Raw genomic sequence first — 21,321 nt, forward strand, 5'->3', positions numbered from 1 at the left:
GAAATTATTGATATCTGTATATGCTGGTCAACAGAAATAAATGAGTAGCCAAACGTCTTTAGTATAGTGATCGTTTTTAACTTGTGACCAACTTTATTCAATTACCAGAGATTTTTGTTTTTGTAATTTAAAATTGTGTAACTTAGTAAGGTAAAAACAGTTACGAATCTAAAAATATATACTATGAAAAAACATTTATTCCCTCTATTTTTACTGTTGTTAGGTATAAATGCGCAAGCACAACAGGATTTCTTTGCGATTACAGGAAAAGATACCCAAAGTATTACATTCAATGATTTTCGTGCAATTGATGGCACTAATGGAACTTCAGGAGAGAAGTTTTTCACTACAGATTCTTCAGCAAAGGTGTTTTCCCAAGCAAGAAAAGGTGTTGTAGCAGAAGACAAAAATTCTTACAATCATTCTCAATCTGTAACATTAGCAGCTCTTGCCTATGATTCTTCGAACAATAATCTGGTATACATGCCTATGTTTTCTTCGAATATCTATGTTTTGAATCCGAAGACAAAGGAAATTACTTTAGTGGAAAATAAGGTGGCAAGAGTATCATCATGTGATATTAATTCTCATATTACCAGAATGGCAACCGGATATAACGGTAACATCTATGCTGTCAATAATGCGGGGACACAGTTTTTGGAAATCAGCAAAAAAGCAGGAGAATACACTGTGACTGATCTTGGAATTATTAAAGATGACCCTTCTAACGGAAGAAATTCTTTTACGGCTATGGAAACTGGTTTTGGAGGTGATATGATTGCTGATGCAGATAATAACTTCTATGTTTTTGCTGCTTCAGGAAATGTTTTCAAAGTTCTGACAAAAGATTTAAAAGCGCAATTTATAGGTAAAATTGCTGGCATTCCTGATAATTATTCCGTAAATGGTTCTGCTGTAAATGCTCAGGGGAAAGTGGTAATAGCAAGTGCAAAGGGAGGTGCTTTATACGAGGTAGATCTGACAACTTTGCAGGCTAAACAGCTTCCGGGAGAACAGGGACTTCATATCTACGATTTGGCAAGTAAATATTTTGCTAATGATAAATCTTCACCAGTAAATACTCTGGCTGCTAATCTTGATATTTATCCGACAAGAGTGGATGAACACTATATCAACGTTCATGTTAATAATATTTTAAAAGGTGCCATTAAACTGAACATTTTTGATATGGCAGGTAAAAATGTAATGACTCAGAGTTTATCTGTGAAAAATGGCTCAACGGACGAAAAAGTATATCTTAAAGGATTGGTAACCGGAGCGTATATTGTAAATATTGCTGATGAATCAGGAAAAGTTATATTCAATAAAAAGATTTTAGTTACAAGATAATAGAGTGCTATAAATTAGCCTATAAAGACCTTTTCAAATTATTTTGAGAAGGTTTTTTAATGATTATTTGATATCCAATAAGTTTTATTTTTCGATATTAAAATGTACTTTTATAAAAAAATATAGATGAAACTATACTTTAATGTAGGATATATTGTAAATGCTGGAGAAAATTTGCAGCTGGTATTTGGTGAAGACGAGAATACCGTACATGTCCATACTATGTTTTATGCGGAGAATGGTTTATGGAAATGCGAAGTAGACTATTTTTCAAAACTCATTTCTTATCATTACCGGGTGGTGAATGAAAAAGGAAATGTATTAAGAGAAGAATTTGTGGGGCATCATTTGAGTTTTCCACATAATTATAAGGAGTTTATCATTTTTGATGAATGGAATAACAAAAACTTTCCTGAGAATTATTTAAATAATAAAATCCTTTACAATAAGCTGCACGATTTTATTCCCGAAAAAGTTACGGTTCTAAAAAAGCATACCCATCTGTTCAGAATAGAAGCCCCTATTTATAATAAGGATTGGAGGATTGTTCTTTTCGGAAGCACACCATCACTGGGAAACTGGAGCTATGACAAAGTTATTCATCTTAATCAGACAGATTTCGGAATGTGGGAAACTTCTGTTGAAATTCCGGAGAATGAATTTATCCAGTTTAAATATTGTATTTATGATACGAAAGAAAACAGGGTTATAGATGTAGAAACGGGAGAAAACAGATTTACAGTTGCTAATCCGCTGAGTGATGTGCTGCAGGTAGTTTCCAATCATTATTTTAGATTTAAGGGATATCAGATGTATCATGATGCCGGTGTCGCAATTCCTGTATTCTCATTGAGAAGTGAAGATGGATTCGGAGTAGGGGAATTTACAGACATTAAAAAACTGGCAGATTGGACAAAAGAAACCGGTCTTGGAATTATTCAGATTCTTCCGATCAATGATACAACAGCCAATTATTCATGGACAGATTCTTATCCATATGCAGCAGTATCTGTTTATGCGTTGCATCCACAGTATATTTCTTTAGAAAACCTTGATTATTCTTTACCGAAAGAATTAGTTGATGACTATCTGTCTGAAAAAGAGAAATTAAACTCTTTGGATCTGATCGATTATGAAAAGATGATTGAAGGCAAATGGAAATATCTTACAGCCGTTTTCAACAAAGAAAAAGACAAAATTTACAAAGACAGAAATTTCAAGAAATTCATCAAGGATAATGAATACTGGCTTGTTCCTTATTCTGCATTTTGTGTTTTGAGAGACAAATATAAAACACCTAATTTCAACGAGTGGAAAACTCACAAAAAATATATTGCAGGAAAGATTTCACAGTTTTTTACAACGAAGAATAAAGACTATGATATTTCAATGCTTCATGCCTGGGTACAGTATCAGTTACATATACAGCTGAAAGATGCTGTTGATTATACCCATAACCTGGGAGTTTCGTTGAAGGGAGATCTTCCCATTGGTATTTACAGATATTCTGTAGAAGCCTGGACAGAACCGGAATTATTCGGAATGGATTTTCAGGCTGGTGCACCACCTGATCAGTTTACTGAATTGGGACAGAACTGGGAGTTCCCGACTTATAATTGGGAAGCCATGAAAGCAGACGATTATAAATGGTGGAAAAACAGGTTCAAAGCACTGGAACAGTATTTTGATGCCATGAGAATCGATCATATTTTGGGATTCTTCAGAATATGGAGAATGCCGGTCTCTGCTGTACAGGGAATTTTAGGATACTTTTACCCGGCTGTTCCTATTGTTTTGGATGAATTCAAGGCCTGGCAGATTCCGTTTAATTTTGACAGGTATTGTAAGCCTTTTATCAACAATAAGATCTTATGGGATTATTTTGGAGAAGAAAGCGCAAAAGCTCTTGAGTTGATGAACCGTAATGAAGATGGTACCTATGCTTTTAAAGAAGAATTTAATACCCAGAGAAAACTCGTTGACTTCTTTAAGAAAAAATCATACGGACCTATTGAAGAGAAATTGATTTCCCTTTGTGCCAATGTTTTGTTTTTACCGGAAGAAAGAAATGGGAAGACGGTTTACCATCCCAGATTTAATGTTTACAATACAGAGTCTTATCAATACCTTCCCGAATCGGAACAGAAAAGTATATATGACCTTTACCATGACTACTTCTTCAGAAGACAGGACCGCTTGTGGTTTGAAAAGGCCATGGAGAAACTTCCTGTTATCCTGAATGCTACCAAAATGCTGATCTGCGGTGAAGACCTGGGAATGGTTCCTGCCTGTGTACCTGTTGTAATGGACGAATTGGCCATCATAGCATTGAAAGTACAAAGAATGCCTTCTGAAAATATTCCGTTCTATAATCCTAAGAATGCAAACTATATGAATGTAGTGACAGCTTCTTCCCATGACAGTTCAACATTGAGACAATGGTGGAAAGAAGATCCTGTATTGACACAGAAATATTACAATCAACAGCTGATACAATACGGAAAGGCACCTGAAGATCTCAATCCTCACCTAGCTGAAATCATTATGAAGCAGCATCTGTATAATGAGGCTATGCTTGCTATTTTCCCGATGCAGGAGTTTCTGGCAACAGATGCTGAGCTTACCAATAAGAAAATGGACAACGAAAGAATCAATAATCCGGCAGTTTTTCCACATTATTGGCGCTACAGAATGCATATAAAACTTGAAGATCTGAAAGAGAAAACCTCTTTCAACAAAAAAATTGCACATTGGGTAAAAGATAGTGGAAGGGCGTAAATTTTGCACCTGATTATCAGATAGTTAAAAATATTTTAAAAGAAGTTTAATCTTATGATTTAACTTCTTTTTTTTATTTGTATCAAAAAGATAGAATTAAGATATTCTGCTATATATTAACCAATTAACGACTATAGAGATGAAAAAAATATTTTTGGGATTAGCTTTTGGGTTGGGCGTTTTGACGTCTGCTCAGCAATATCCGAATAATGGTTGGGATGATGACGGTTATTATCAGAATGAGGGAGGATATTACAGTGATGAAGATGACAGAAATTATTTTCCTGACGATTATTACTACAATTATCCTCAGGATTATTATCCAAATAATTATTACCAAAGCTATTATAACGACTACAGAGGAAGTATTATCAATATCGACTGGAACGGATTTTTCGTACAGAACAGATTAAGCAGATGGCAGGTAGACCAGATTATGAGATTGAATAATCTGTTTGCAAGCTTCACAGCATGGAATAATTTCTACAGATATAATCCGGACAGATGGTACTATGACAGGTTTTATGCATTGGAGAGAATTTTAGGACCAAGAGTATTTGTGGTTTTCCAGAATAACTACTACAGAGGTTCCAGCCCAATCGTATATTTCCAGAATTACAGAAGAACGTATTACGTACCGAGATATACGGTAATGCCAAGATATAGAAATATTAATATCAACGTTTACAGGGTAGACCGCTCAAGATTCCACAGAATGGATAATCCTACTTTTGATATTATCAGAAGAGGCAGCAGACCGGACAACGGTTTCAGAAACACGGGAAACAATGGAAATTCAGGAGGATTCCGTGGAAATAACGGAAATAACAATAATTCCGGTTTCAGAAATGACAATAGTGGTGGTTTCAGAAACAGTAATGGAGGCGGCTTCCGTGGAAATTCTGACAATGGAGGAAACAGAGGAAATAATGATAACGGAGGCTTCAGAAATAATAATGGTGGCGGATTTAGAGGGAAAAGTGAAGTAAGAAGAGAAGCTCCTAAAAGAGAAAACAATAGCGGCTTCAGAGGAAACAATGGAGGAGGCTTCAGACAAAGATCTGAAAGTTCTGCACCTAGACAGGAAAACCGTGGAAATAGCGGTGGTGGTTTTAGAGGCAGTTTAGTAAAGAATTAATTTTCATATATTATATTTAAGTGGTGTGAAGGGCAGGTTTTTATAATCTGTCCTTTTTTTTGTTGTTTTATTAATTTGTTTTTGTTAAAATTTAACATTATTTATGAATTTGTTAATTTAACTTGTGTTTTAATTCATTATCAAAAAGGTATAATAACAAAATAACAATTAATTAAATTTTAAAAAGATGAAAAAATTAGTTTTAGCAATAGCATTTATCGGAATGGGAAGTTTTGCAATGGCACAACAAACTACAACCCCGCAGGGCAAACAGGCAAGAGCTGCTGAAATGAAGCAGAGAATGGAGCAAAAACAACAGGAACATTTAGACCAGATGCAAAAAGACCTTAATCTTAATGCTTCTCAGGTAGCTCAGATAAAGGTACTTCAGGATAAAAGAAAAGAGGAAATGAAGGCAGAGTTTGACAAGCATAAGGCAGACAGACAAACTAAAATGCAGGAAATGCACGCCAAAAGAGCACAAATGGATGCTGATATGAAAAAAATCCTTACTCCTGATCAATATGATAAATGGCAGGCTGACAGAAAAGCTAAAGCAGAGAAAATGAAGATGGCTATGAAAGAAAGAAGAATGATGAAAAAGCCGATGAATACAGGAACTGCTGAAGTAAAATAACAGTTTGTAATTTTAGTTTTTTAATGTTTTAGGGGTGGATGTTTTTCCATCCTTTTTGTATTAATTTTCTTTAAAACTTTTGATTTCGGGCTTTTATTCCCTATTTTTGACTATAAATTTAATACGTATGGTTAGCGAAAAAATTGCAAAATTAATTAACGAACAAATTGCCCACGAACAATACGCCGCTCAATATTATCTTTCAATGTCTGCATGGTTTTCAGGAAAAGATCTTGATGGAATTGCCAACTATTTCAGAGTACAGAGCAAAGAAGAATTGATGCATGCAGATAAAATGTTTGATTATTTGAATGATGTAGGAGGAGAAATTATCATTGGAGAAATTCCAAAACCTCCACATGAGTTCGAAAACGCCACAGATATTTTTGAGAAAGCATTAGCGCATGAGAAAGTCGTAACTAAAAGTATTTTCAATATTGTAAAAAATGCAAACGAAGAGGGAGATTTCGCAACAACATCATTCCTGCAGTGGTTTATCAACGAACAGGTGGAAGAAGAAGCTAGTGCTTCTCAATACGTAACAAAAATCAAAATGGTATGCGATAATCCATCTGCATTATACCTTTTTGATCAGGAATTGTCACAGAGAGTATTTACTCCTGATACAACTGCTTAAGATTGAAAATTTTTCAAAATATAAACCCGTTATCCTTTAAGAATAGCGGTTTTTTTTGTTATGATAAAAGAATTATTTCCTATACGGCCGCCTTTGGATTCTCACAGCAGAAATAAAAACCACCGCTCCCAATACAAAACTTAGAAATAAAGAGTTGGCAATATTTTCAGCGGGCCCAAAATGGTGGTCATCCGGGGTAACGGGCGGGTCTAAGCAATCAACAATATTGTAAGTGACCACTGTCGTAAATAACATGATAATCAAGCTTATAAAAAAGGAGTTCAAGTATATTCTCATGGTTGGTTAGTTGTAAAACAAAATATAATCAAAGACTGTATGATTGTATTCGTCTTAGAATAAAAATACTAAAACCTTTTTATATTTGAACAATTTTTGTGAAAAATTGTTACAGTAATGTTTTGTAAATCTTCAGATTACAGATAAATGATCTGAGTTTTGAGTACTTTTTTGCCCAGACGTTCAAGAATGTTTTTATATCCTTCTACCTGCGCTTCATCTTTCGCTTTGGGTTCACCGGTTTTAAAATCTACAATTATATAACCTTCTTTACCCTTTAAAATACGGTCTGGCCTGAAAATATGGCTTTCTCCTCTTTCAGAGATCATGATATCTTTTTCGTTGATTACTTCCCATTTTTCATCAAAAAATTCTGCATACGTTCTGACAATTTCCTGTAATGTAATCTGAATTTCATTTTTTTCCTCCAGTGTAATCTGTCCTTCCAAAGCATAACCATCCAATACCTTCGCTATATCCTTTTCCGTATTGATCTTCGATAAAAGTTCATGCACAAAAAGCCCGATTCTTACCTTTTCATTTCGTACCTGATAATTTTTAGACGGCGTAGCTATTTTGATGGATGTACTTTTTTCATTAACATTCTTCAGGTTCTGGATATTCTGGGTTTTAAAAGAAGAGCTTTTATCTTTAGAATATTTCTTCAGCATTTCAGGATTCACCGGGTAAACATCAAACTCGTCAGCCTGTTCAGGATTTTTTGTCTGAAGGAATTCCAGAAGCTCAAGATTATTAGAGGTCTTATTTGCCTTTTGCAGATAGAAAAACAGCTGTTCAACAGGTCTGGTGGTAGCCACGTATTGCAGACATAATCTGTCGATCAGGTTTTTATAAGAATTCTTTGTGTTGAAAAACAGAATTTCATCATCATAAGCTTCCAGGTTTTTACTAAACTGATTGATGTTGACCGATTTTAAAGCTTCATTCTCGTTTGTGTCAAACCAGTTGGTAAATTCACTGTCCCGGTTTTTGTTTATCATTGGGATAAAAACAATCGGGAACTCCAGTCCTTTAGACTTGTGGATTGTCATAATCTGGACAGCGTCGATATTTTCCGAAGCCTGAATAGTGTATGAAGAAGCTTCTTCATCCCAGTATTTCAGAAACTCTTTGGTACTGGCACCTGCGTTCTGCGTAAAGTTGAAAAGCATTTCCAGGAAGTTCAGTAAAAAGTCTGTTTCTTTATTTTCAACAGAAAATTCGTTGATATAATATTCGATAAAATTATAAAGATTGAATCTCGGAAAGTTATCCTGTTTAAGCTGCAGCGAATATTTTTGCTGGATAAACTGCAGAATTTCTTCATGCCCTTCAATATCCAGAATTTCTTTCATTCCTAAAGTGAAATCCGGCATATCAATTTTTCCGAGTGTATTCAGATGGTACATCATCATAATCAGACAATGTTTATTCTTAGGATTGAGTTCCCAGCGAAGAAATTCAATAACAGCCTTTAACGTATTGGAAAGTTCCAATGTAAGGCCTTTATCAGAAATTGTTTTAATATTGGTTTCTTCTCCTTTGTAGTTAACTTTTAAAGCTCCCAGTTTCTGAGAATAACTGAAAATATCAAAATTTCCACGGCAAAGAATGGTGATGTCAGAAAACTTGAAACCATTATCCAGACACTCCTGGATATCTTTCCGCATCCTTTCTGAGGTATCATTGTAAAATTCTTCATTCGTAAGATTTTCGATCAGATTTACCTTTACGCGCCCATCCATTTTGGATTTTGGATTTTGCTCAGCATCTGCCCCGAAAATATTCTGATGTTCTTCCAGCAATCCTTCAGAATGAAAACGGTACAGTTCATTGTTGAATTGTACAATGTTTCTGGCACTTCTCCAGTTATCCTTTAATACCAGAAGATCAGCTTCTTTAGGTGAAAATTCTTTTTTGTTGATGATATCCAGCATTAGTTTGCTTTCCCCACCACGAAACCTGTAAATACTTTGCTTGGGATCGCCCACCAATGTAAATGACGTGTATTCTGTAGAAACACTGTGATCTCTCAGCGGAACAAAATTCTGCCACTGTAGTTCTGACGTATCCTGAAACTCATCAAAGAAATAATGCTGAAACTGTGAACCTACTTTTTCATAAATAAAAGCAGAAGGTTCATTTCTAAGATTTTCATTGATCAGAATATTAAATTTAGAAAGAAGAACAAGATCATTTTCTTCTTCAATTTTCTGAAGCTCATCCTGAATATCTTTGTTTACCTTTAAAGGAAGAAGAGCAGACAAAACTTTCTCTTTCTTTTGAGTTTCAATATACAGAATGATAAGTTTCATTCGGTTGTCGAGAAGCTGATCCAGGATTTCGAAAATTTCAGATTCTTTATGTTTCGATTTTGAAGACGCTCCCTTTCTATAATTATTGATAACAGATTCTTCCTGCGTAGTAGGGAAAGGAAAACCAGTTCTTTTCTGTTGATAAAAATCAATAACCTTTGTAAAGAATCCTCCGATTCCATTTTTACCCTGAGCAAAATCTTCAATATCAATATTTCTTGATCTGAATAATTCAATAGAGCTCGCAGCCAGCGCTGCGGACTGTTTTTTATTGAGAACAATCTCTTTACGAAGCGTATTCTTGATATTCTCATAACTGGCATCGTCAAAGCTTTTATTGCTTTTCAGATGCTCGTAGTGAATATCCTTTACAAATTCCTTAGCCGAATCATAAAGATTTTTATTAAGATTGATCCTTTCATTGTTTTCAAGGCTGTAGTCTACATAATCCATGAAAGAATTGGAAATAGTCTCATTCTCACCAATCTGATCCAGCATCTTATCAACGGCTTCTATCAGAAACGGTTCAGCTTCAATTTCAAGGTTAAAATTTTTAGCCAGTCCCAATTCATAGGAAAAACTTCTTACCAGCCTTGAGTTAAAACGGTCAATCGTTCCGATATTCAGTGTGGAATAATTGTGGAGAACATAGTCCAGCATTTTTTTTGAACGCTGATGAAGGTCATCAATGGTAATTTGCAGACCCTGTTCTTCAAATGCTTTCTGGATGTTTTTCAGATCCGTATTCTCTGCATAATCTTTAGCTGAAAAATTTCCCAGCCACGATAAAATTCTTTCCTTCATCTCATTCGCTGCTTTATTGGTGAAAGTAAGCGCGAGAATATTCCTGATCGACTGCTGTTGATTAGGATAACGGAGACAGATCATCAGAAGCCTTTGTACCAGGGCATAGGTTTTCCCGGATCCGGCAGAAGCATTGATGACTGTGTAAGAATTTTGCATTGTTAAAAGAGAATTGAGACTGCAAGTTAGCTAAAATTTAAAAGAAACTTTAACAATTTAATTACGCTATTTAACAGTTTACAAGGCAAAAATCAAAAAGAAATATTAAAACGCGTTAACTGTGGTTAAACTTATGGGATACATTAAAAATAATTTTAGCTTTGCTTTATAAAAAATAGCCCGTGAAACTTAAACTATTCTTTTTCTTATCCTTTATTTTTTTTATCCATACCCATGCCCAAAGTTATATATTTGGTAAAATTATTTCCGAAAACGGTACTGAAATGCAGGATGTGAATGTTGTCAATATCAGAACTGATGAGATTGTAGTTTCCAACAGGGATGGTCATTTTATGATTTCGGGGAGGCAGGGAGATGAGCTTCGTTTTATAAAGGCTGGTTATGAACGTATCACCAAAATAGTTTCCCAGGAAAACACACAATCTCCGATGAATATAAGTATGGTTCGCCAGACTATTCAGATTCCTGAAGTGGAAGTGAAACAGGGGCTAACCGGAAACCTTAAAATTGATTCAAAACTTTATAATAAACCTCAAAAGGTTGAAAAACTGCTCAAAGATATGGATCGGTATATGGCTCAGAAATCAGATCCCAGAATACTGGCTGCAAAACCCGGGGAATTTGTACAGCCGAAAGGGCAAGGGTTTTCTATTGGGAAAGTGAAGGACAAATGGGATGATGTAGATTTAATGAAATACATCAGAGCAAGCCTTGGTGACGATTATTTTACCAATCTTAAAATTGAGAAACCTCTGATAGAACATTTTATTTATTATGTTTTTGCAGGCGGTTTTGAAAGGAAAAAAATCCTGAAATACGGATTCTGCAGTGATGCAGACCTGAACAGGTTTCAGCGTTTTGTCCTGACAAGAATTTCATCTTATCGTGCTCCGCAAACTCAAAGATAATATGGAAACAAAATATATCAGAAGAGTTTTATTATTAGTGCTTTTTTGTACCGCTTCAGGATTGTGGGGACAGCAAAAAATATCAGGAAAGGTAATAACAGGCGATGACCTTGATTTAGCTCCTGTACTTGTTGTTAATATCACAGGGAACAGAAGTGTATTAAGTGATATGTCCGGAAAATTTGAAATCGAAGCCAAAGAAAATGATGAGATCAGATTTGTAAAAGAAGGATATTACCGGGTTGATAAAAAATTGACCAAAGAAGAGATCAATACTCCTTTCAATATTATTCTGAAGAAGATGGAAATTCAGATTCCTGAGGTCAGGATTAAGTACAGACCTACCGGAAATCTGGCAAAAGATAATCAGCATTATAATGAATCCAGAAAGCTTCAGTCCTTAAAATCAGATATGGATGATTATATGAGAAGTCCGCTGAATCAGCCTTTACCCAATAACACTACATCCAAAACTTTTACCGGTCATGATTTCAATGCAGGGCAGGTCAATCTGTTTGGCGTATTTAATGCTGTAAAGAAACTGGCACAGCCTAAGGTTACCAAAGCCAATTACAATGAAACCAGGGATTTCCTCAGGAGGGTTAAGAATGAAGTAAATCTGAGGTTCCTTAAAAAGTACGGAATGGATGAAGAACAGATTGATGCATTTCTTCTGTATGCCGATAAAACCCGTTCATTGGCGAAAAGATACCGTAAAGATTTTAGTATCACTGTCATTGAATATGAACTTAAAATTGCTTTCGGGGAATACAGTAAGACAAACAAATTAGAAGGAGTTAAAGAATAATATATAAAAATCAGAAGTTGGGTTATTTTACTGAAAATATTGAAACATCCGGACAGAGAAAGTTTTTTCTTTTCCTGATGCTTCTGTGCAGTACTTTTATTTTTTCTCAGCAGAAAGTGACAGGGCGAATCGTAGATGACAATGGAGAGAATTTAAGTAAAGTAATTGTTATCAATATGTCTACTGATAAAAAAGTATATTCTGATTCTGAAGGTATATTTTCTATTGATGCCAATCCTAATGATGAATTAAGATTTGTAAAAGAAGATTTCAGAAGAGTTTCCAGAAAAGTTCTTACCAATGATATCAATTTGCCACTCTTTATTACTCTTTATCAGATTCCGAAGGATGTAGGAGAGGTCAAAATTGTGAAAAAACTCACCGGAGATCTGGAAACAGATTCCCGGATTGTTGCTAAAGTAGATAAAGGAGAGCAGGTGAGAGATGCCGTCGGTCTTCCGCAGCCGGTCGGAAAAATGAGAGAAAAACCGGCAGAAGTAAAAAGTGTACTTTTACCTATACTTTTGGGAAACCTGAATGTTCAGGGCGTATATGATCTGATAAGCGGGAAAGCCAGAAGACAGAAAAGACAATACAGATATGACGATCTTCAGGAACATATCGTCTGGGTTCGGGATAGAATAGAGGATGAATATTTTATCAAAGCCGGAATTCCTGGTGACAGAATTTCAGAATTTATTCAATTTTCATTTTTAGCAAAACCTCAGGTACGAACCTATGTAAAAGCAAGAAATCTTTCGGGGGTTATGCTGAGACTGGAAGAGACAGTTCCTCTTTTTCTGGAGAGAGTAAATCAGGATCAAAAGTAATTTAAATGTTAATAAATTCTTAAAATATTGGAATAGAAATTGATACCATTTTGGTAACACAAATTCACACATTTTATGAATAAAAACATTTTTGCAGTAGCTATTGCAGCATTAGGTTTTGTAGTGGGTCTCAGTTTTTTGGGAAATGCTATTAAAAACAGGAATAAATCTGAAAATACCATTTCCGTGACAGGATTAGGAACCAAACAGTTTACATCAGATCTGATCACCTGGTCCGGAAGCTTTTCCAAAAATAATGTGGATCTCAAATCTGCCTACGATGAACTGGCAACAGACAGAAAAGTAATTAATGACTATTTGCTTTCAAAAGGGATACAACAGAAAGAGATCGTATTTTCTTCCGTAGATATTCAGAAACAGTTCAGAAGCTATAATGATTCAAACGGAAACTATGTACAAGGGGAATTCTCCGGTTATAATCTCACCCAAAAAGTTTCTATTGAAAGTAAAGAAGTGGGAAAAATAGAAAACCTCTCCAGAAATATTACCGAAATTATCAACCGTGGCATTGAATTCACTTCTTCTTCACCAGCGTATTTCTACACCAAGCTGGCTACAGTAAAACAGGAAATGATTGCCAGTGCTACAAAAGATGCTAAAGAACGTGCTGAAAAAATTGCAGAAAATTCTGGAAGCAGTCTTGGAAATCTGAAGAAAGCAACAATGGGAGTGATTCAGATTACGGCACCCAACTCCAATGAAGATTATTCTTATGGCGGAACTTTCAATACTTCATCCAAAGAAAAAGAAGCCAGTATTACCATCAAACTGGAGTATGAAGTAAATTAACATAAATTTCAGTAAAAGAAAAACGCCGGAATAGCTTTCCGGCGTTTTATATTTTAAGCATAAATAATTTTATGAATTTCTTTTTTAGCTTCCTCCACATTTTCAGGAGTGTAGTTAGCAAGCAGCCATAAATTCAAGGATTTTTTTCCTTCGCCATAGCTAGGCTGTACATGAGTGGTATCAATCAGGCTGAAATTATTTCTCTGATAAAAAGAATACCGTCTTGAAGCATCTTCGCTCAATTCTGCAGGTTCAATTTCCAGAATAATACTTGGATAATTTTCTGATAAATGATTCATAATATGAGATCCCAGTTTTTTACTTCTGAATGCTTCAAAAACTTCAAAATGCTCTACAAAAACAAAAGAACTCAGCTTCCAAAGGATGAGGTAGCCAATAGCTTCCGATTCGTGGATAACAGACATGAATTCCACATAAGGATTTGTAAATAAACTTTCAAACTGATCTTTATCTCTTTGTTCGTCTACAGGAAAAGTGGTAGTATAAGAAGTATAGATTTCCTGAACTCTAGGATCTTCTGCGGAAGTAATCGGTAAAAATTCCATAATTTATAAATCAAAGACACTCGGTCTTCTGGTGATGAAAATATCTTTAATCCAAAGGGTGAATGCCAGTCCCAGATAGATCAGAAAGAAAAATCCAGCTGTAGCGAAAGTAGAATAGATGAAGAAAACTCTCAATTTAGAAACAGGAATTCCCAGCTTGGCTCCCATTCTGGTCAGTACACCAAACCATTCTCTTTCCATTTTATGACGAATATTACTCAGCATTTCCAGATTGTTATTTAAAAGTTTGAATCTATCAATCAAAGTTAAGGAATTTTTTTGACAAAGATTTTGATCGACAAAACTGCCCGGATAAGGTTATTCTTTCAAGAGTTTATAGCCGATAGTACAGGCTAAACAGTTTTTCGGTTCACAATAGGTTTTATAATGATAAATAAGGCTTTGACTTTCCAACGCATTGGTGACCTTTAATCCATGTTTTTTCCAGCTCGTAATGATGGTGTTTTTCTCTCCGGAAACTGTCTTGTATAATGCAATAATTTCATCTGCAATATCTTCCTTATGATATCTGTGATAAGCATATTGTAAAGGAAGTATGGTATTTAGAATGAGAAGATCAACAAAATCTTGGCTCAGTGTTTTAGGCTGTACTTTGGAAATACTCCCGAAATTAAAATGAAAATCCCAATATTCAGAAGCTTTTACAGAGCTGAAAATAGTGTACAGCTGTTCTGCGCTTCTTGCTTCCATGATTTTTGAAAATAAATTCTGCTGCCTGTACAGGTCAGCCAATTGTGACAACCGGATTGTTGGAAAATTCGGTGGTCTCAGTCTTAAAAACTTAGGATGAAATTGTAAATCAGAAATGGAAAATTTTGCCTTGATAAAATCGAATTCTCTTTTCCATATTGTCATCTGCCCGTCCTGGGGTTTCTCAAGCCATCCTGAAATTCCAAATAATAACGCTTCAAGCTGAAGGGGATTCTGACGTATTTTATTGATAATACTGTAATCAATACTTTCTGCAATCTGCCGGAAAATAGAAGCATTTACTTTTAAACCGAATGAGTAGGCAAAACTGTGAAATAAAACGGCTTCAAAATTATTTTTATATTGATGTAAACTCTGTTCAAGCTCTGAAGATTTCTCATCCAGTTTTTTCAGGATGCTTTCTTCATGAAAATTGACGGGTAATTTTTTCGGATCAAAAATTTTTTCACAGGCAATAAATTCCTCTCCATCAACCAGTTTTTCATATTTCGAGATGATATTTTCATCAATGTAACTATGCAATTCCAATGTTGGAACTTGCTTTACTGTAAGTTCACGAATTTCTATGTCGTGCTGGAATACCACATGAAGAATAATATTCCGGTAATTGGGATCCTGGGAATGATTGTGGAAAATCCAGTCTGAAGAGCGTACATGCAGTTCTATATTTCCTGCGAGAAGTAAGCCGTTGATTTTGATTTTAGCATCAATAAAATCAGGGCCAGCATTTTTATTCCATTTTCCAAAATGGATGATCTCAACGGAATTTCCTTCAATATCCTTGAAGTCAAAATTTTTGAAAACCTTATAGTTCCAAAGATATTGAAGTAGTTTTTCCGTCATAAGTGTGACGTAAATATAATAGAAATATTATACTTTCGTCAGCTCCTTATTAAAATTTTCTATGGTTGTTCTATACATTTTCTCATAGATAGGAAGAATGTTTTTCAAATCGAATTTTATTGCCTGATCTTTCGCATTTTGCTTCATTTTGGCTAAAAGTTCATCATTGCTCAACAATTTGATGGTATAGTTGCTCATAGCTTCTACATTTCCGATTTCAGCCAGATATCCGGTTTCCCCCTGAATATTCACCTCAGGAATTCCTCCTGCATTGGAACTGATAACCGGAGTATACGCAGCCATAGCTTCCAAAGCTGCAAGACCGAAACTTTCCTGCTCGGAAGGCAGGAGAAATACATCTGAAAGTTGTAAGATTTTATACAAATCATTTACCTTTCCTAAAAGGCGGATTTTGGAAATAAGCTCAGGATTTTCTTCAAGGAACTGATTTACTTTTTCCATATCAGGGCCTTCACCAATGATAATCAGCTTGGATTTCACTTTTCTTTCCACATTCTTAAAGATCTGCAGTACTTCGTCTACACGTTTTACAGGACGAAGGTTGGACACGTGGATCAGGATTTTTTCATCCGGATTGGCAAACTGGGTTCTCTGGCACTCAGAACAGTCATCAAATTCGGAATTATCAATAAAATTGGTAATCACCTGAATTTCTTTTTTGATATTGAAAAACTGAAGGGTATCTTTTTTCAGACTTTCAGAAACTGAAGTAATAGCATCAGACTGATTGATCGAAAATTCTACTGCGTGTTTATAACTTGGGTGCTGCCCTACAAGGGTAATATCTGTACCGTGTAATGTAGTGACCAACGGAATATCATTATTGTCTTCCTTGAGCATTTGTTTTGCCGTAAAAGCGGCATATGCGTAAGGAATGGCATAATGTGCGTGAAGAAGATCCAGTTTATAAAGATTGACAACTCTGTAGATCATCGAACTTAGCGCAATATCATAAGGCTGATACTGGAAAAGCGGATAGGTCTGAACATTTACCCTGTGAAAGAAAATATTCGGGTTGGTGATATCTAATCTTGCAGGAAGTGCAGAACTGATGAAATGTACTTCATAGCCTTTGTTGGCCAAAGACATTCCTAATTCTGTTGCTACAATTCCGCTTCCTCCATAGGTGGGATAGCAAAGTATGCCTATTTTCATTAGATTATTATTGTTTTAATTTTGTATTATTTGGTTTTTGTTGAGGTTGCCATAGGAAGTTCTATACCCATTCCCGGTTTTAACTTGTCGTTAACCAGTACAGGAAGTTTTCCCCAGATTTTTGTTTTTCCGGTTAAAGCATCAGCTGCAGCATTCATCGAATCATCATTGTTTTCATAAGAAACAAGAACGGTTGAAACTTTTGAAATATCAATATCCTTTAAGGCATAAGCACTTCCGAAAACATTCAATATAACATTTTGATTTTTGGTAAGATCAGAAAGTACTTTTTTAGAGTCTGCTGAGATTTTATATGGCTTATAAGCTGTTGAATTATCCTTATGGAAACCTACGATAACTGTAGAACCAGCTGGAATTGTATTAATTTCTCCTGCTTTTTTAATGATAACATTGTTACCCAATCTGTTGGCAAAAGTCTGGTAAGGAGCTTCTTCAAGAGGAACATAATAAATCTGTTTCCCTGTAAGTGGCAGTAATTTCTTTTCGTCTTTTAATAAAGTCAGGGCATTGGAATAAAGATTCTGTACCAATTGGGTGTGAGAATCATTATTTAAATCCTTATTGATGTTTTCAGGGTTTTTAGGATTGTATTGGGTAAGACCAAGAAAATATTTTGTCAGCAAGATCTTCTTAACACTTTCTTCCACTCTGGATTGTGGAATTTCTCCTTTATCAATAGCTTTCTGGATTAGTTTTTTACCTTCAGAAACACCTTGAGAGAAAAGCATAATGTCATTTCCCGCTTTAAAGGCCATGGCATCCAGTTCGCCCGGCTGGTATTTATTCGCTACAGCGCCCATATTTAATGCATCTGTAATGATTAAACCTTTATAGCCCAGTTTATCTTTCAGTACTCCTGTAATAATGTTTTTAGAAACAGAGGCCGGAATTCCTTTTTCTGATTCTAAGCTTGGAACATATAAATGAGCAACCATTACACCGCCAATTCCTTTATTCATCAGTGCCTTGAAAGGAGCAAGTTCCACAGCGTCAAGTCTTTCAATACCATGAGGAACTACCGGAAGATCAAGGTGAGAGTCTGTACTGGTATCTCCGTGTCCCGGGAAGTGTTTTATAGCCGCTAAAATATTATTATCCTGAAGACCGTTGGAGTAGGATAGGGCTGATGTGATGACATTATTCACATCAGATCCGAAACTTCTGTTTCCTATAATCGGATTATCAGGATTGGTGTTGACATCTACTACAGGCGCGAAATCCCAGTTGATCCCCATTCTTTTGCAATCCTCTGCAATTTTTGCGGCCATCTGATACACAAGATTTTTATCCTGGATAGCGCCTAATGTCATGGCCCATGGAAATTTGTGGGCAGTAGCAATTCGCTGATAGAGCCCCCATTCTGCATCCATCCCGATCATCAAAGGAACTTTAGACTTTTGCTGAAATTCATTCACCAGGTTAATTTCTCTTGCTGCATCATCCTGCATTAAAATCAGACCGCCTATTTTATCATTCGTAACGATATTTCTTACCTGGCTGATATAATCTTCCCCTCTGTTGGTATACAATGCCACAATAAAAAGCTGTCCCAGTTTTTCATCCTGAGAAAGATTTTTATAAGTAATATCAACCCATTGCTGAGCTTTTTTCAGATCCTCCTTAGAAGCATTTTTTGGCTGATACTGGGCCTTCACCTTAGGGCTTATCAAGGCAGCAATAAAGAGTGAAGTATATAATAATTTCTTCATGACTTTTTGAATAAGAACAAAAATACAATTAAAAAAGTGAGGAAAACAAAGTTTTTGAAATTTTTGGTATATGATTTGAATACGCAATATAAATAATAACTAAACTTTAATAAAAATGAAAAAAATACTTCTCTTTTTATTCCTTGGGGCTGTAGGTTTTACTGCTTATAGCTGTGATAATGATGATACTGTAGTACAAGGAACAGATTATGATACCATAAACCAATCATTTGATATATCTCCTACTTTTACAAAAGTTACTGATAATCTTTACAGATGGAGTGATGACTTTAACAAGCCATTAGTACAATCCGATATGGTGCTTATTTATATGCAGATTGGTACTGACGGAGATTCTCCTGTATGGAAACTTCTTCCTTATACTTATTATGTAGGTAATGGAAATAACGATGCTGTAGATTATATTTATGAATTCAGTAAGTATGCTGCTACCATTAATATTAACTCTACCAATACATTCAGCTTAACAGCTAACCCATCATACTATCAGAATAAAAAATTCAGAGTTCTTATTCTTCCTGCAAATGGAACAGGAACTGGTGGTGCAAAAATGGCAAAAGGTGCTGCCGTAGATTACAACGATTATAAAAGTGTAATCAAATATTACAATATTGACGAGTCTAAAATTGTAACTAAATACTAAGAAATATCTTTTCAGTTTTTTATAATTAAAAAAGTCCCGGGAGAATATCTTCCGGGGCTTTTGATTTATAATAGAAAACGATACTAAGCGTTTAATCTGTCTATAATAGCTATGAAGAGAAAGCCTGTATTTTAGCAGTAATTAAAATTAAAAGCCTCAGAGTATTTATTCTGAGGCTTTATTTTTATTAGTTATCATTGTCATCAAGAAGATGTCCAAAGAAGTCTTTTTTTGTCTGCAGATATCCTTTGCTTATTTCATTGGCAGGAATCTGTAATGGGACTCTTGAATTAAGGTGAATATTGCTGTCTACCACATATTTTACCTTTTCAGGATTATTGGTGAGTAGATTGATATCTTTTACATCCAATAGATTAAGAATTTCAATGGCTACGCCAAAGTTTCTGTCATCTGCAGGAAGTCCCAGTTCAAGATTGGCCTGTACGGTATCCAATCCTTTTTCCTGTAGTGAGTAAGCCTTAAGCTTGTTGATGATCCCGATGTTTCTTCCTTCCTGACGAAGGTAGATGATAATCCCACCGTTTTCATGGATATATTTCATTGCAGCATCCAATTGTTGGCCGCATTCACATTTTTTTGAATGGAAAACTTCTCCGGTAATACATTCTGAATGGAAACGAACATTGACCGGTTTTGAAAAATCTGTATTTTCAGCAACGATGGCCATATGCGGCATCCAGTCGTTTTCGTTTTCGGAGAAAGCGATCATTCGGAAAGTGCCGTGCTCTGTGGGAACATTGGCTTCCGCCTGAATTTTAATCATTGATAGTTCAATTAGTTTTTAACTTCCTGGCAAAGTATCTTCAATAACAGAAATATTGGTTTTTAAACGCACCAGATATCTGTTAAGAACTTCATCGTCGTCTCTGTCAAGATTCTGCCTTAGCTTTTGAATTTTTTTGTATGATTTTTCGAAGCTTTTAAGGGCTCTGCTTTTTCCGGCAGAATTGCTGGCATCAATAGCATATAAATAATTCTGAAGACTGTATTTCAAGCTGGTAATCTCATCATTTAATCCGTTGTTTTTAAACTTGGGAAAAGTGGAGATCATATTTGAAATTTCAGAAGCATTGACATTCTGTTTGATATTGATATTAAAATTCTTCTTAGAGCTTCTGTCTGAATCAGACCCTTTAGCATCACTGTAAAAATTATTTGACAACGGAGAAAGATTAAGCTTCTCCGATGCGCAGGAAGATGTTAATATGATAAGTACTCCAAAGAAAAATAGTCGTTTCATTTTTGTTGCCCTTTTTGATAAAGGATTGGGTTAAGACTTTCATCGTTGTACATTTTCATTTGTTTGTACACTTTCATCTTAACGTTACCGTTCTCAATATCAGCAAGCAACTGATCTATAGAAGTTGATAGGTCTTCTTTCTGAGTAAGCAGAACATCCAGCTTAGCCTGGCAGTTGTTTCTGTGTTCTTCAGAAGCAGATTCTCTGTTAGCTTCTAACGACATATGATAAACCTTTAATGCAAGAATTGATAGCCTGTCTACTGCCCAAGCGGGAGTTTCTGTATTTATTTTTGCTTCAGGTTTAGGAGTTATATTTTCAAACTTATTAAGAAACCAGCCATCAATGTACTCTACCAAATCAGTTCTTTTTTGATTGGAAGCGTCTATTGTTCTCTTCAGTTGAAGAGCTTCAGCCGGATCAATATTTTCATCTCTAATTATATCTTCCAAATGCCATTGAACGGTATCAATCCAGTTCTTTGCATACAAAATCCGTTCCAAACTATCTTTTTCGAACGGGTTATTAATTAGAGTGTTAACGTCATCAGACACGTGATAGTCTTCAATAGCTTGATTGAAGACTTTCCATGCAGTCTCAGTAAATTTCATTAATTCTAAGGAATTTTAGTTGCTGGAAGAATTGTTATTGTTGGAAGCCGATTTGTTTTCAGAACCTGGTTTGTCTTCTTCTTTTACTGCATCTTTAAATTCCTTGATTCCTGAACCAACTCCTCTCATTAATTCAGGGATTTTCTTTCCTCCGAAAAGTAATACCAAAAGTATTGCTACGATAAGGATGTGCTGCCAAGATAAGGCAAGTATTGTTAGTGTATTCATCTCTTAAAATTTTTGCAA

At 35.3% G+C, this 21,321-nt stretch carries 20 protein-coding genes; 10 read left to right on the top strand and 10 right to left on the bottom strand.

What is annotated here, in order from left to right; translation table 11 throughout:
• Nucleotides 1-183 precede the first annotated feature (183 nt).
• The 5 genes from JNG87_RS19020 (at nucleotide 184) to JNG87_RS19040 (ending at nucleotide 6,540) form a co-directional block, all read left to right on the top strand.
• Complete coding sequence (locus JNG87_RS19020; protein ID WP_202840404.1) at nucleotides 184-1,350, top strand: T9SS type A sorting domain-containing protein; 1,167 nt, start codon at nucleotides 184-186, stop codon at nucleotides 1,348-1,350.
• A 126-nt stretch (nucleotides 1,351-1,476) separates the two neighbouring features.
• On the top strand, nucleotides 1,477-4,128 hold the full coding sequence (locus tag JNG87_RS19025) for a 4-alpha-glucanotransferase (RefSeq protein ID WP_202840406.1): 2,652 nt from the start codon (nucleotides 1,477-1,479) through the stop codon (nucleotides 4,126-4,128).
• A 139-nt stretch (nucleotides 4,129-4,267) separates the two neighbouring features.
• The gene (locus tag JNG87_RS19030; protein WP_202840407.1) at nucleotides 4,268-5,266 is read left to right on the top strand and encodes a hypothetical protein; all 999 of its coding nucleotides are present in this window, start codon (nucleotides 4,268-4,270) and stop codon (nucleotides 5,264-5,266) included.
• 187 nt (nucleotides 5,267-5,453) lie between these two features.
• Nucleotides 5,454-5,903 (top strand): hypothetical protein, encoded by a 450-nt coding sequence (locus JNG87_RS19035; RefSeq protein ID WP_202840409.1) that lies wholly within the window; start codon nucleotides 5,454-5,456, stop codon nucleotides 5,901-5,903.
• A 127-nt stretch (nucleotides 5,904-6,030) separates the two neighbouring features.
• On the top strand, nucleotides 6,031-6,540 hold the full coding sequence (locus JNG87_RS19040) for a ferritin (RefSeq protein ID WP_202840411.1): 510 nt from the start codon (nucleotides 6,031-6,033) through the stop codon (nucleotides 6,538-6,540).
• A gap of 434 nt (nucleotides 6,541-6,974) precedes the next feature.
• On the opposite strand, the gene JNG87_RS19045 is transcribed toward JNG87_RS19040, so the two are convergent.
• On the bottom strand, nucleotides 6,975-10,115 hold the full coding sequence (locus JNG87_RS19045) for a UvrD-helicase domain-containing protein (protein ID WP_202840413.1): 3,141 nt from the start codon (nucleotides 10,113-10,115) through the stop codon (nucleotides 6,975-6,977).
• 182 nt (nucleotides 10,116-10,297) lie between these two features.
• On the opposite strand from JNG87_RS19045, the gene JNG87_RS19050 reads away from it, so the two are divergent.
• From JNG87_RS19050 to JNG87_RS19065, 4 genes are all read left to right on the top strand, one after another.
• On the top strand, nucleotides 10,298-11,044 hold the full coding sequence (locus tag JNG87_RS19050; RefSeq protein ID WP_202840415.1) for a hypothetical protein: 747 nt from the start codon (nucleotides 10,298-10,300) through the stop codon (nucleotides 11,042-11,044).
• 1 nt (nucleotide 11,045) lies between these two features.
• On the top strand, nucleotides 11,046-11,852 hold the full coding sequence (locus tag JNG87_RS19055) for a hypothetical protein (protein WP_202840417.1): 807 nt from the start codon (nucleotides 11,046-11,048) through the stop codon (nucleotides 11,850-11,852).
• Nucleotides 11,853-11,869: 17 nt separating this feature from the next.
• Nucleotides 11,870-12,682 carry a carboxypeptidase-like regulatory domain-containing protein gene (locus JNG87_RS19060; protein WP_228406530.1) on the top strand — a complete coding sequence of 271 codons (813 nt, stop codon included), beginning with the start codon at nucleotides 11,870-11,872 and terminating at the stop codon, nucleotides 12,680-12,682.
• 75 nt (nucleotides 12,683-12,757) lie between these two features.
• Nucleotides 12,758-13,492 (top strand): SIMPL domain-containing protein, encoded by a 735-nt coding sequence (locus JNG87_RS19065; RefSeq protein ID WP_202840419.1) that lies wholly within the window; start codon nucleotides 12,758-12,760, stop codon nucleotides 13,490-13,492.
• A 53-nt stretch (nucleotides 13,493-13,545) separates the two neighbouring features.
• Here JNG87_RS19065 and JNG87_RS19070 read toward each other — a convergent pair whose 3' ends face one another.
• From JNG87_RS19070 to JNG87_RS19090, 5 genes are all read right to left on the bottom strand, one after another.
• Entirely contained in the window at nucleotides 13,546-14,058 is a 513-nt protein-coding gene (locus JNG87_RS19070) for a GNAT family N-acetyltransferase (RefSeq protein WP_202840421.1), read from the bottom strand.
• Between the two features lie 3 nt (nucleotides 14,059-14,061).
• Nucleotides 14,062-14,283, bottom strand: a complete 222-nt coding sequence (locus JNG87_RS19075; protein ID WP_002981826.1) for a PspC family transcriptional regulator — start codon at nucleotides 14,281-14,283, stop codon at nucleotides 14,062-14,064.
• Nucleotides 14,284-14,376: 93 nt separating this feature from the next.
• Nucleotides 14,377-15,633 carry a DUF2851 family protein gene (locus tag JNG87_RS19080; RefSeq protein ID WP_202840423.1) on the bottom strand — a complete coding sequence of 419 codons (1,257 nt, stop codon included), beginning with the start codon at nucleotides 15,631-15,633 and terminating at the stop codon, nucleotides 14,377-14,379.
• 27 nt (nucleotides 15,634-15,660) lie between these two features.
• Nucleotides 15,661-16,809, bottom strand: a complete 1,149-nt coding sequence (bshA, locus tag JNG87_RS19085) for an N-acetyl-alpha-D-glucosaminyl L-malate synthase BshA (RefSeq protein ID WP_079240311.1) — start codon at nucleotides 16,807-16,809, stop codon at nucleotides 15,661-15,663.
• A gap of 26 nt (nucleotides 16,810-16,835) precedes the next feature.
• On the bottom strand, nucleotides 16,836-18,539 hold the full coding sequence (locus JNG87_RS19090; protein ID WP_202840425.1) for a glycoside hydrolase family 3 protein: 1,704 nt from the start codon (nucleotides 18,537-18,539) through the stop codon (nucleotides 16,836-16,838).
• 115 nt (nucleotides 18,540-18,654) lie between these two features.
• Between JNG87_RS19090 and JNG87_RS19095 the strand changes: the two genes are divergently transcribed.
• Nucleotides 18,655-19,203, top strand: a complete 549-nt coding sequence (locus JNG87_RS19095) for a hypothetical protein (RefSeq protein ID WP_202840427.1) — start codon at nucleotides 18,655-18,657, stop codon at nucleotides 19,201-19,203.
• Nucleotides 19,204-19,390: 187 nt separating this feature from the next.
• Here JNG87_RS19095 and ribA read toward each other — a convergent pair whose 3' ends face one another.
• The 4 genes from ribA to JNG87_RS19115 are packed head-to-tail and all read right to left on the bottom strand — an operon-like array spanning nucleotide 19,391 to nucleotide 21,303.
• Nucleotides 19,391-19,987 (bottom strand): GTP cyclohydrolase II, encoded by a 597-nt coding sequence (gene ribA / locus JNG87_RS19100; protein WP_034695719.1) that lies wholly within the window; start codon nucleotides 19,985-19,987, stop codon nucleotides 19,391-19,393.
• Nucleotides 19,988-20,005: 18 nt separating this feature from the next.
• Nucleotides 20,006-20,464: a hypothetical protein gene (locus tag JNG87_RS19105; protein ID WP_062672271.1), complete on the bottom strand. Its 459-nt coding sequence runs from the start codon at nucleotides 20,462-20,464 to the stop codon at nucleotides 20,006-20,008.
• Nucleotides 20,461-21,075, bottom strand: coding sequence for a DUF4254 domain-containing protein (locus JNG87_RS19110; protein ID WP_002981819.1), 615 nt, complete (start codon nucleotides 21,073-21,075; stop codon nucleotides 20,461-20,463). The genes JNG87_RS19105 and JNG87_RS19110 overlap by 4 nt, the downstream gene beginning before the upstream one ends.
• A gap of 15 nt (nucleotides 21,076-21,090) precedes the next feature.
• On the bottom strand, nucleotides 21,091-21,303 hold the full coding sequence (locus tag JNG87_RS19115; RefSeq protein WP_076596910.1) for a twin-arginine translocase TatA/TatE family subunit: 213 nt from the start codon (nucleotides 21,301-21,303) through the stop codon (nucleotides 21,091-21,093).
• Nucleotides 21,304-21,321: the final 18 nt, after the last annotated feature.

The sequence above is a fragment of the Chryseobacterium cucumeris genome (genome assembly GCF_016775705.1).
GTDB lineage: Bacteria > Bacteroidota > Bacteroidia > Flavobacteriales > Weeksellaceae > Chryseobacterium > Chryseobacterium cupriresistens.

Excerpts from the sequence above, each read along its gene's own strand:
- JNG87_RS19020 (WP_202840404.1), top strand. The coding sequence starts at position 184 with ATGAAAAAACATTTATTCCCTCTATTTTTACTGTTGTTAGGTATAAAT.
- JNG87_RS19025 (WP_202840406.1), top strand. The coding sequence starts at position 1,477 with ATGAAACTATACTTTAATGTAGGATATATTGTAAATGCTGGAGAAAAT.
- JNG87_RS19030 (WP_202840407.1), top strand. The coding sequence starts at position 4,268 with ATGAAAAAAATATTTTTGGGATTAGCTTTTGGGTTGGGCGTTTTGACG.
- JNG87_RS19035 (WP_202840409.1), top strand. The coding sequence starts at position 5,454 with ATGAAAAAATTAGTTTTAGCAATAGCATTTATCGGAATGGGAAGTTTT.
- JNG87_RS19040 (WP_202840411.1), top strand. The coding sequence starts at position 6,031 with ATGGTTAGCGAAAAAATTGCAAAATTAATTAACGAACAAATTGCCCAC.
- JNG87_RS19045 (WP_202840413.1), bottom strand. The coding sequence starts at position 10,115 with ATGCAAAATTCTTACACAGTCATCAATGCTTCTGCCGGATCCGGGAAA.
- JNG87_RS19055 (WP_202840417.1), top strand. The coding sequence starts at position 11,046 with ATGGAAACAAAATATATCAGAAGAGTTTTATTATTAGTGCTTTTTTGT.
- JNG87_RS19065 (WP_202840419.1), top strand. The coding sequence starts at position 12,758 with ATGAATAAAAACATTTTTGCAGTAGCTATTGCAGCATTAGGTTTTGTA.
- JNG87_RS19070 (WP_202840421.1), bottom strand. The coding sequence starts at position 14,058 with ATGGAATTTTTACCGATTACTTCCGCAGAAGATCCTAGAGTTCAGGAA.
- JNG87_RS19075 (WP_002981826.1), bottom strand. The coding sequence starts at position 14,283 with ATGCTGAGTAATATTCGTCATAAAATGGAAAGAGAATGGTTTGGTGTA.
- JNG87_RS19080 (WP_202840423.1), bottom strand. The coding sequence starts at position 15,633 with ATGACGGAAAAACTACTTCAATATCTTTGGAACTATAAGGTTTTCAAA.
- bshA (WP_079240311.1), bottom strand. The coding sequence starts at position 16,809 with ATGAAAATAGGCATACTTTGCTATCCCACCTATGGAGGAAGCGGAATT.
- JNG87_RS19090 (WP_202840425.1), bottom strand. The coding sequence starts at position 18,539 with ATGAAGAAATTATTATATACTTCACTCTTTATTGCTGCCTTGATAAGC.
- JNG87_RS19095 (WP_202840427.1), top strand. The coding sequence starts at position 18,655 with ATGAAAAAAATACTTCTCTTTTTATTCCTTGGGGCTGTAGGTTTTACT.
- ribA (WP_034695719.1), bottom strand. The coding sequence starts at position 19,987 with ATGATTAAAATTCAGGCGGAAGCCAATGTTCCCACAGAGCACGGCACT.
- JNG87_RS19105 (WP_062672271.1), bottom strand. The coding sequence starts at position 20,464 with ATGAAACGACTATTTTTCTTTGGAGTACTTATCATATTAACATCTTCC.
- JNG87_RS19110 (WP_002981819.1), bottom strand. The coding sequence starts at position 21,075 with ATGAAATTTACTGAGACTGCATGGAAAGTCTTCAATCAAGCTATTGAA.
- JNG87_RS19115 (WP_076596910.1), bottom strand. The coding sequence starts at position 21,303 with ATGAATACACTAACAATACTTGCCTTATCTTGGCAGCACATCCTTATC.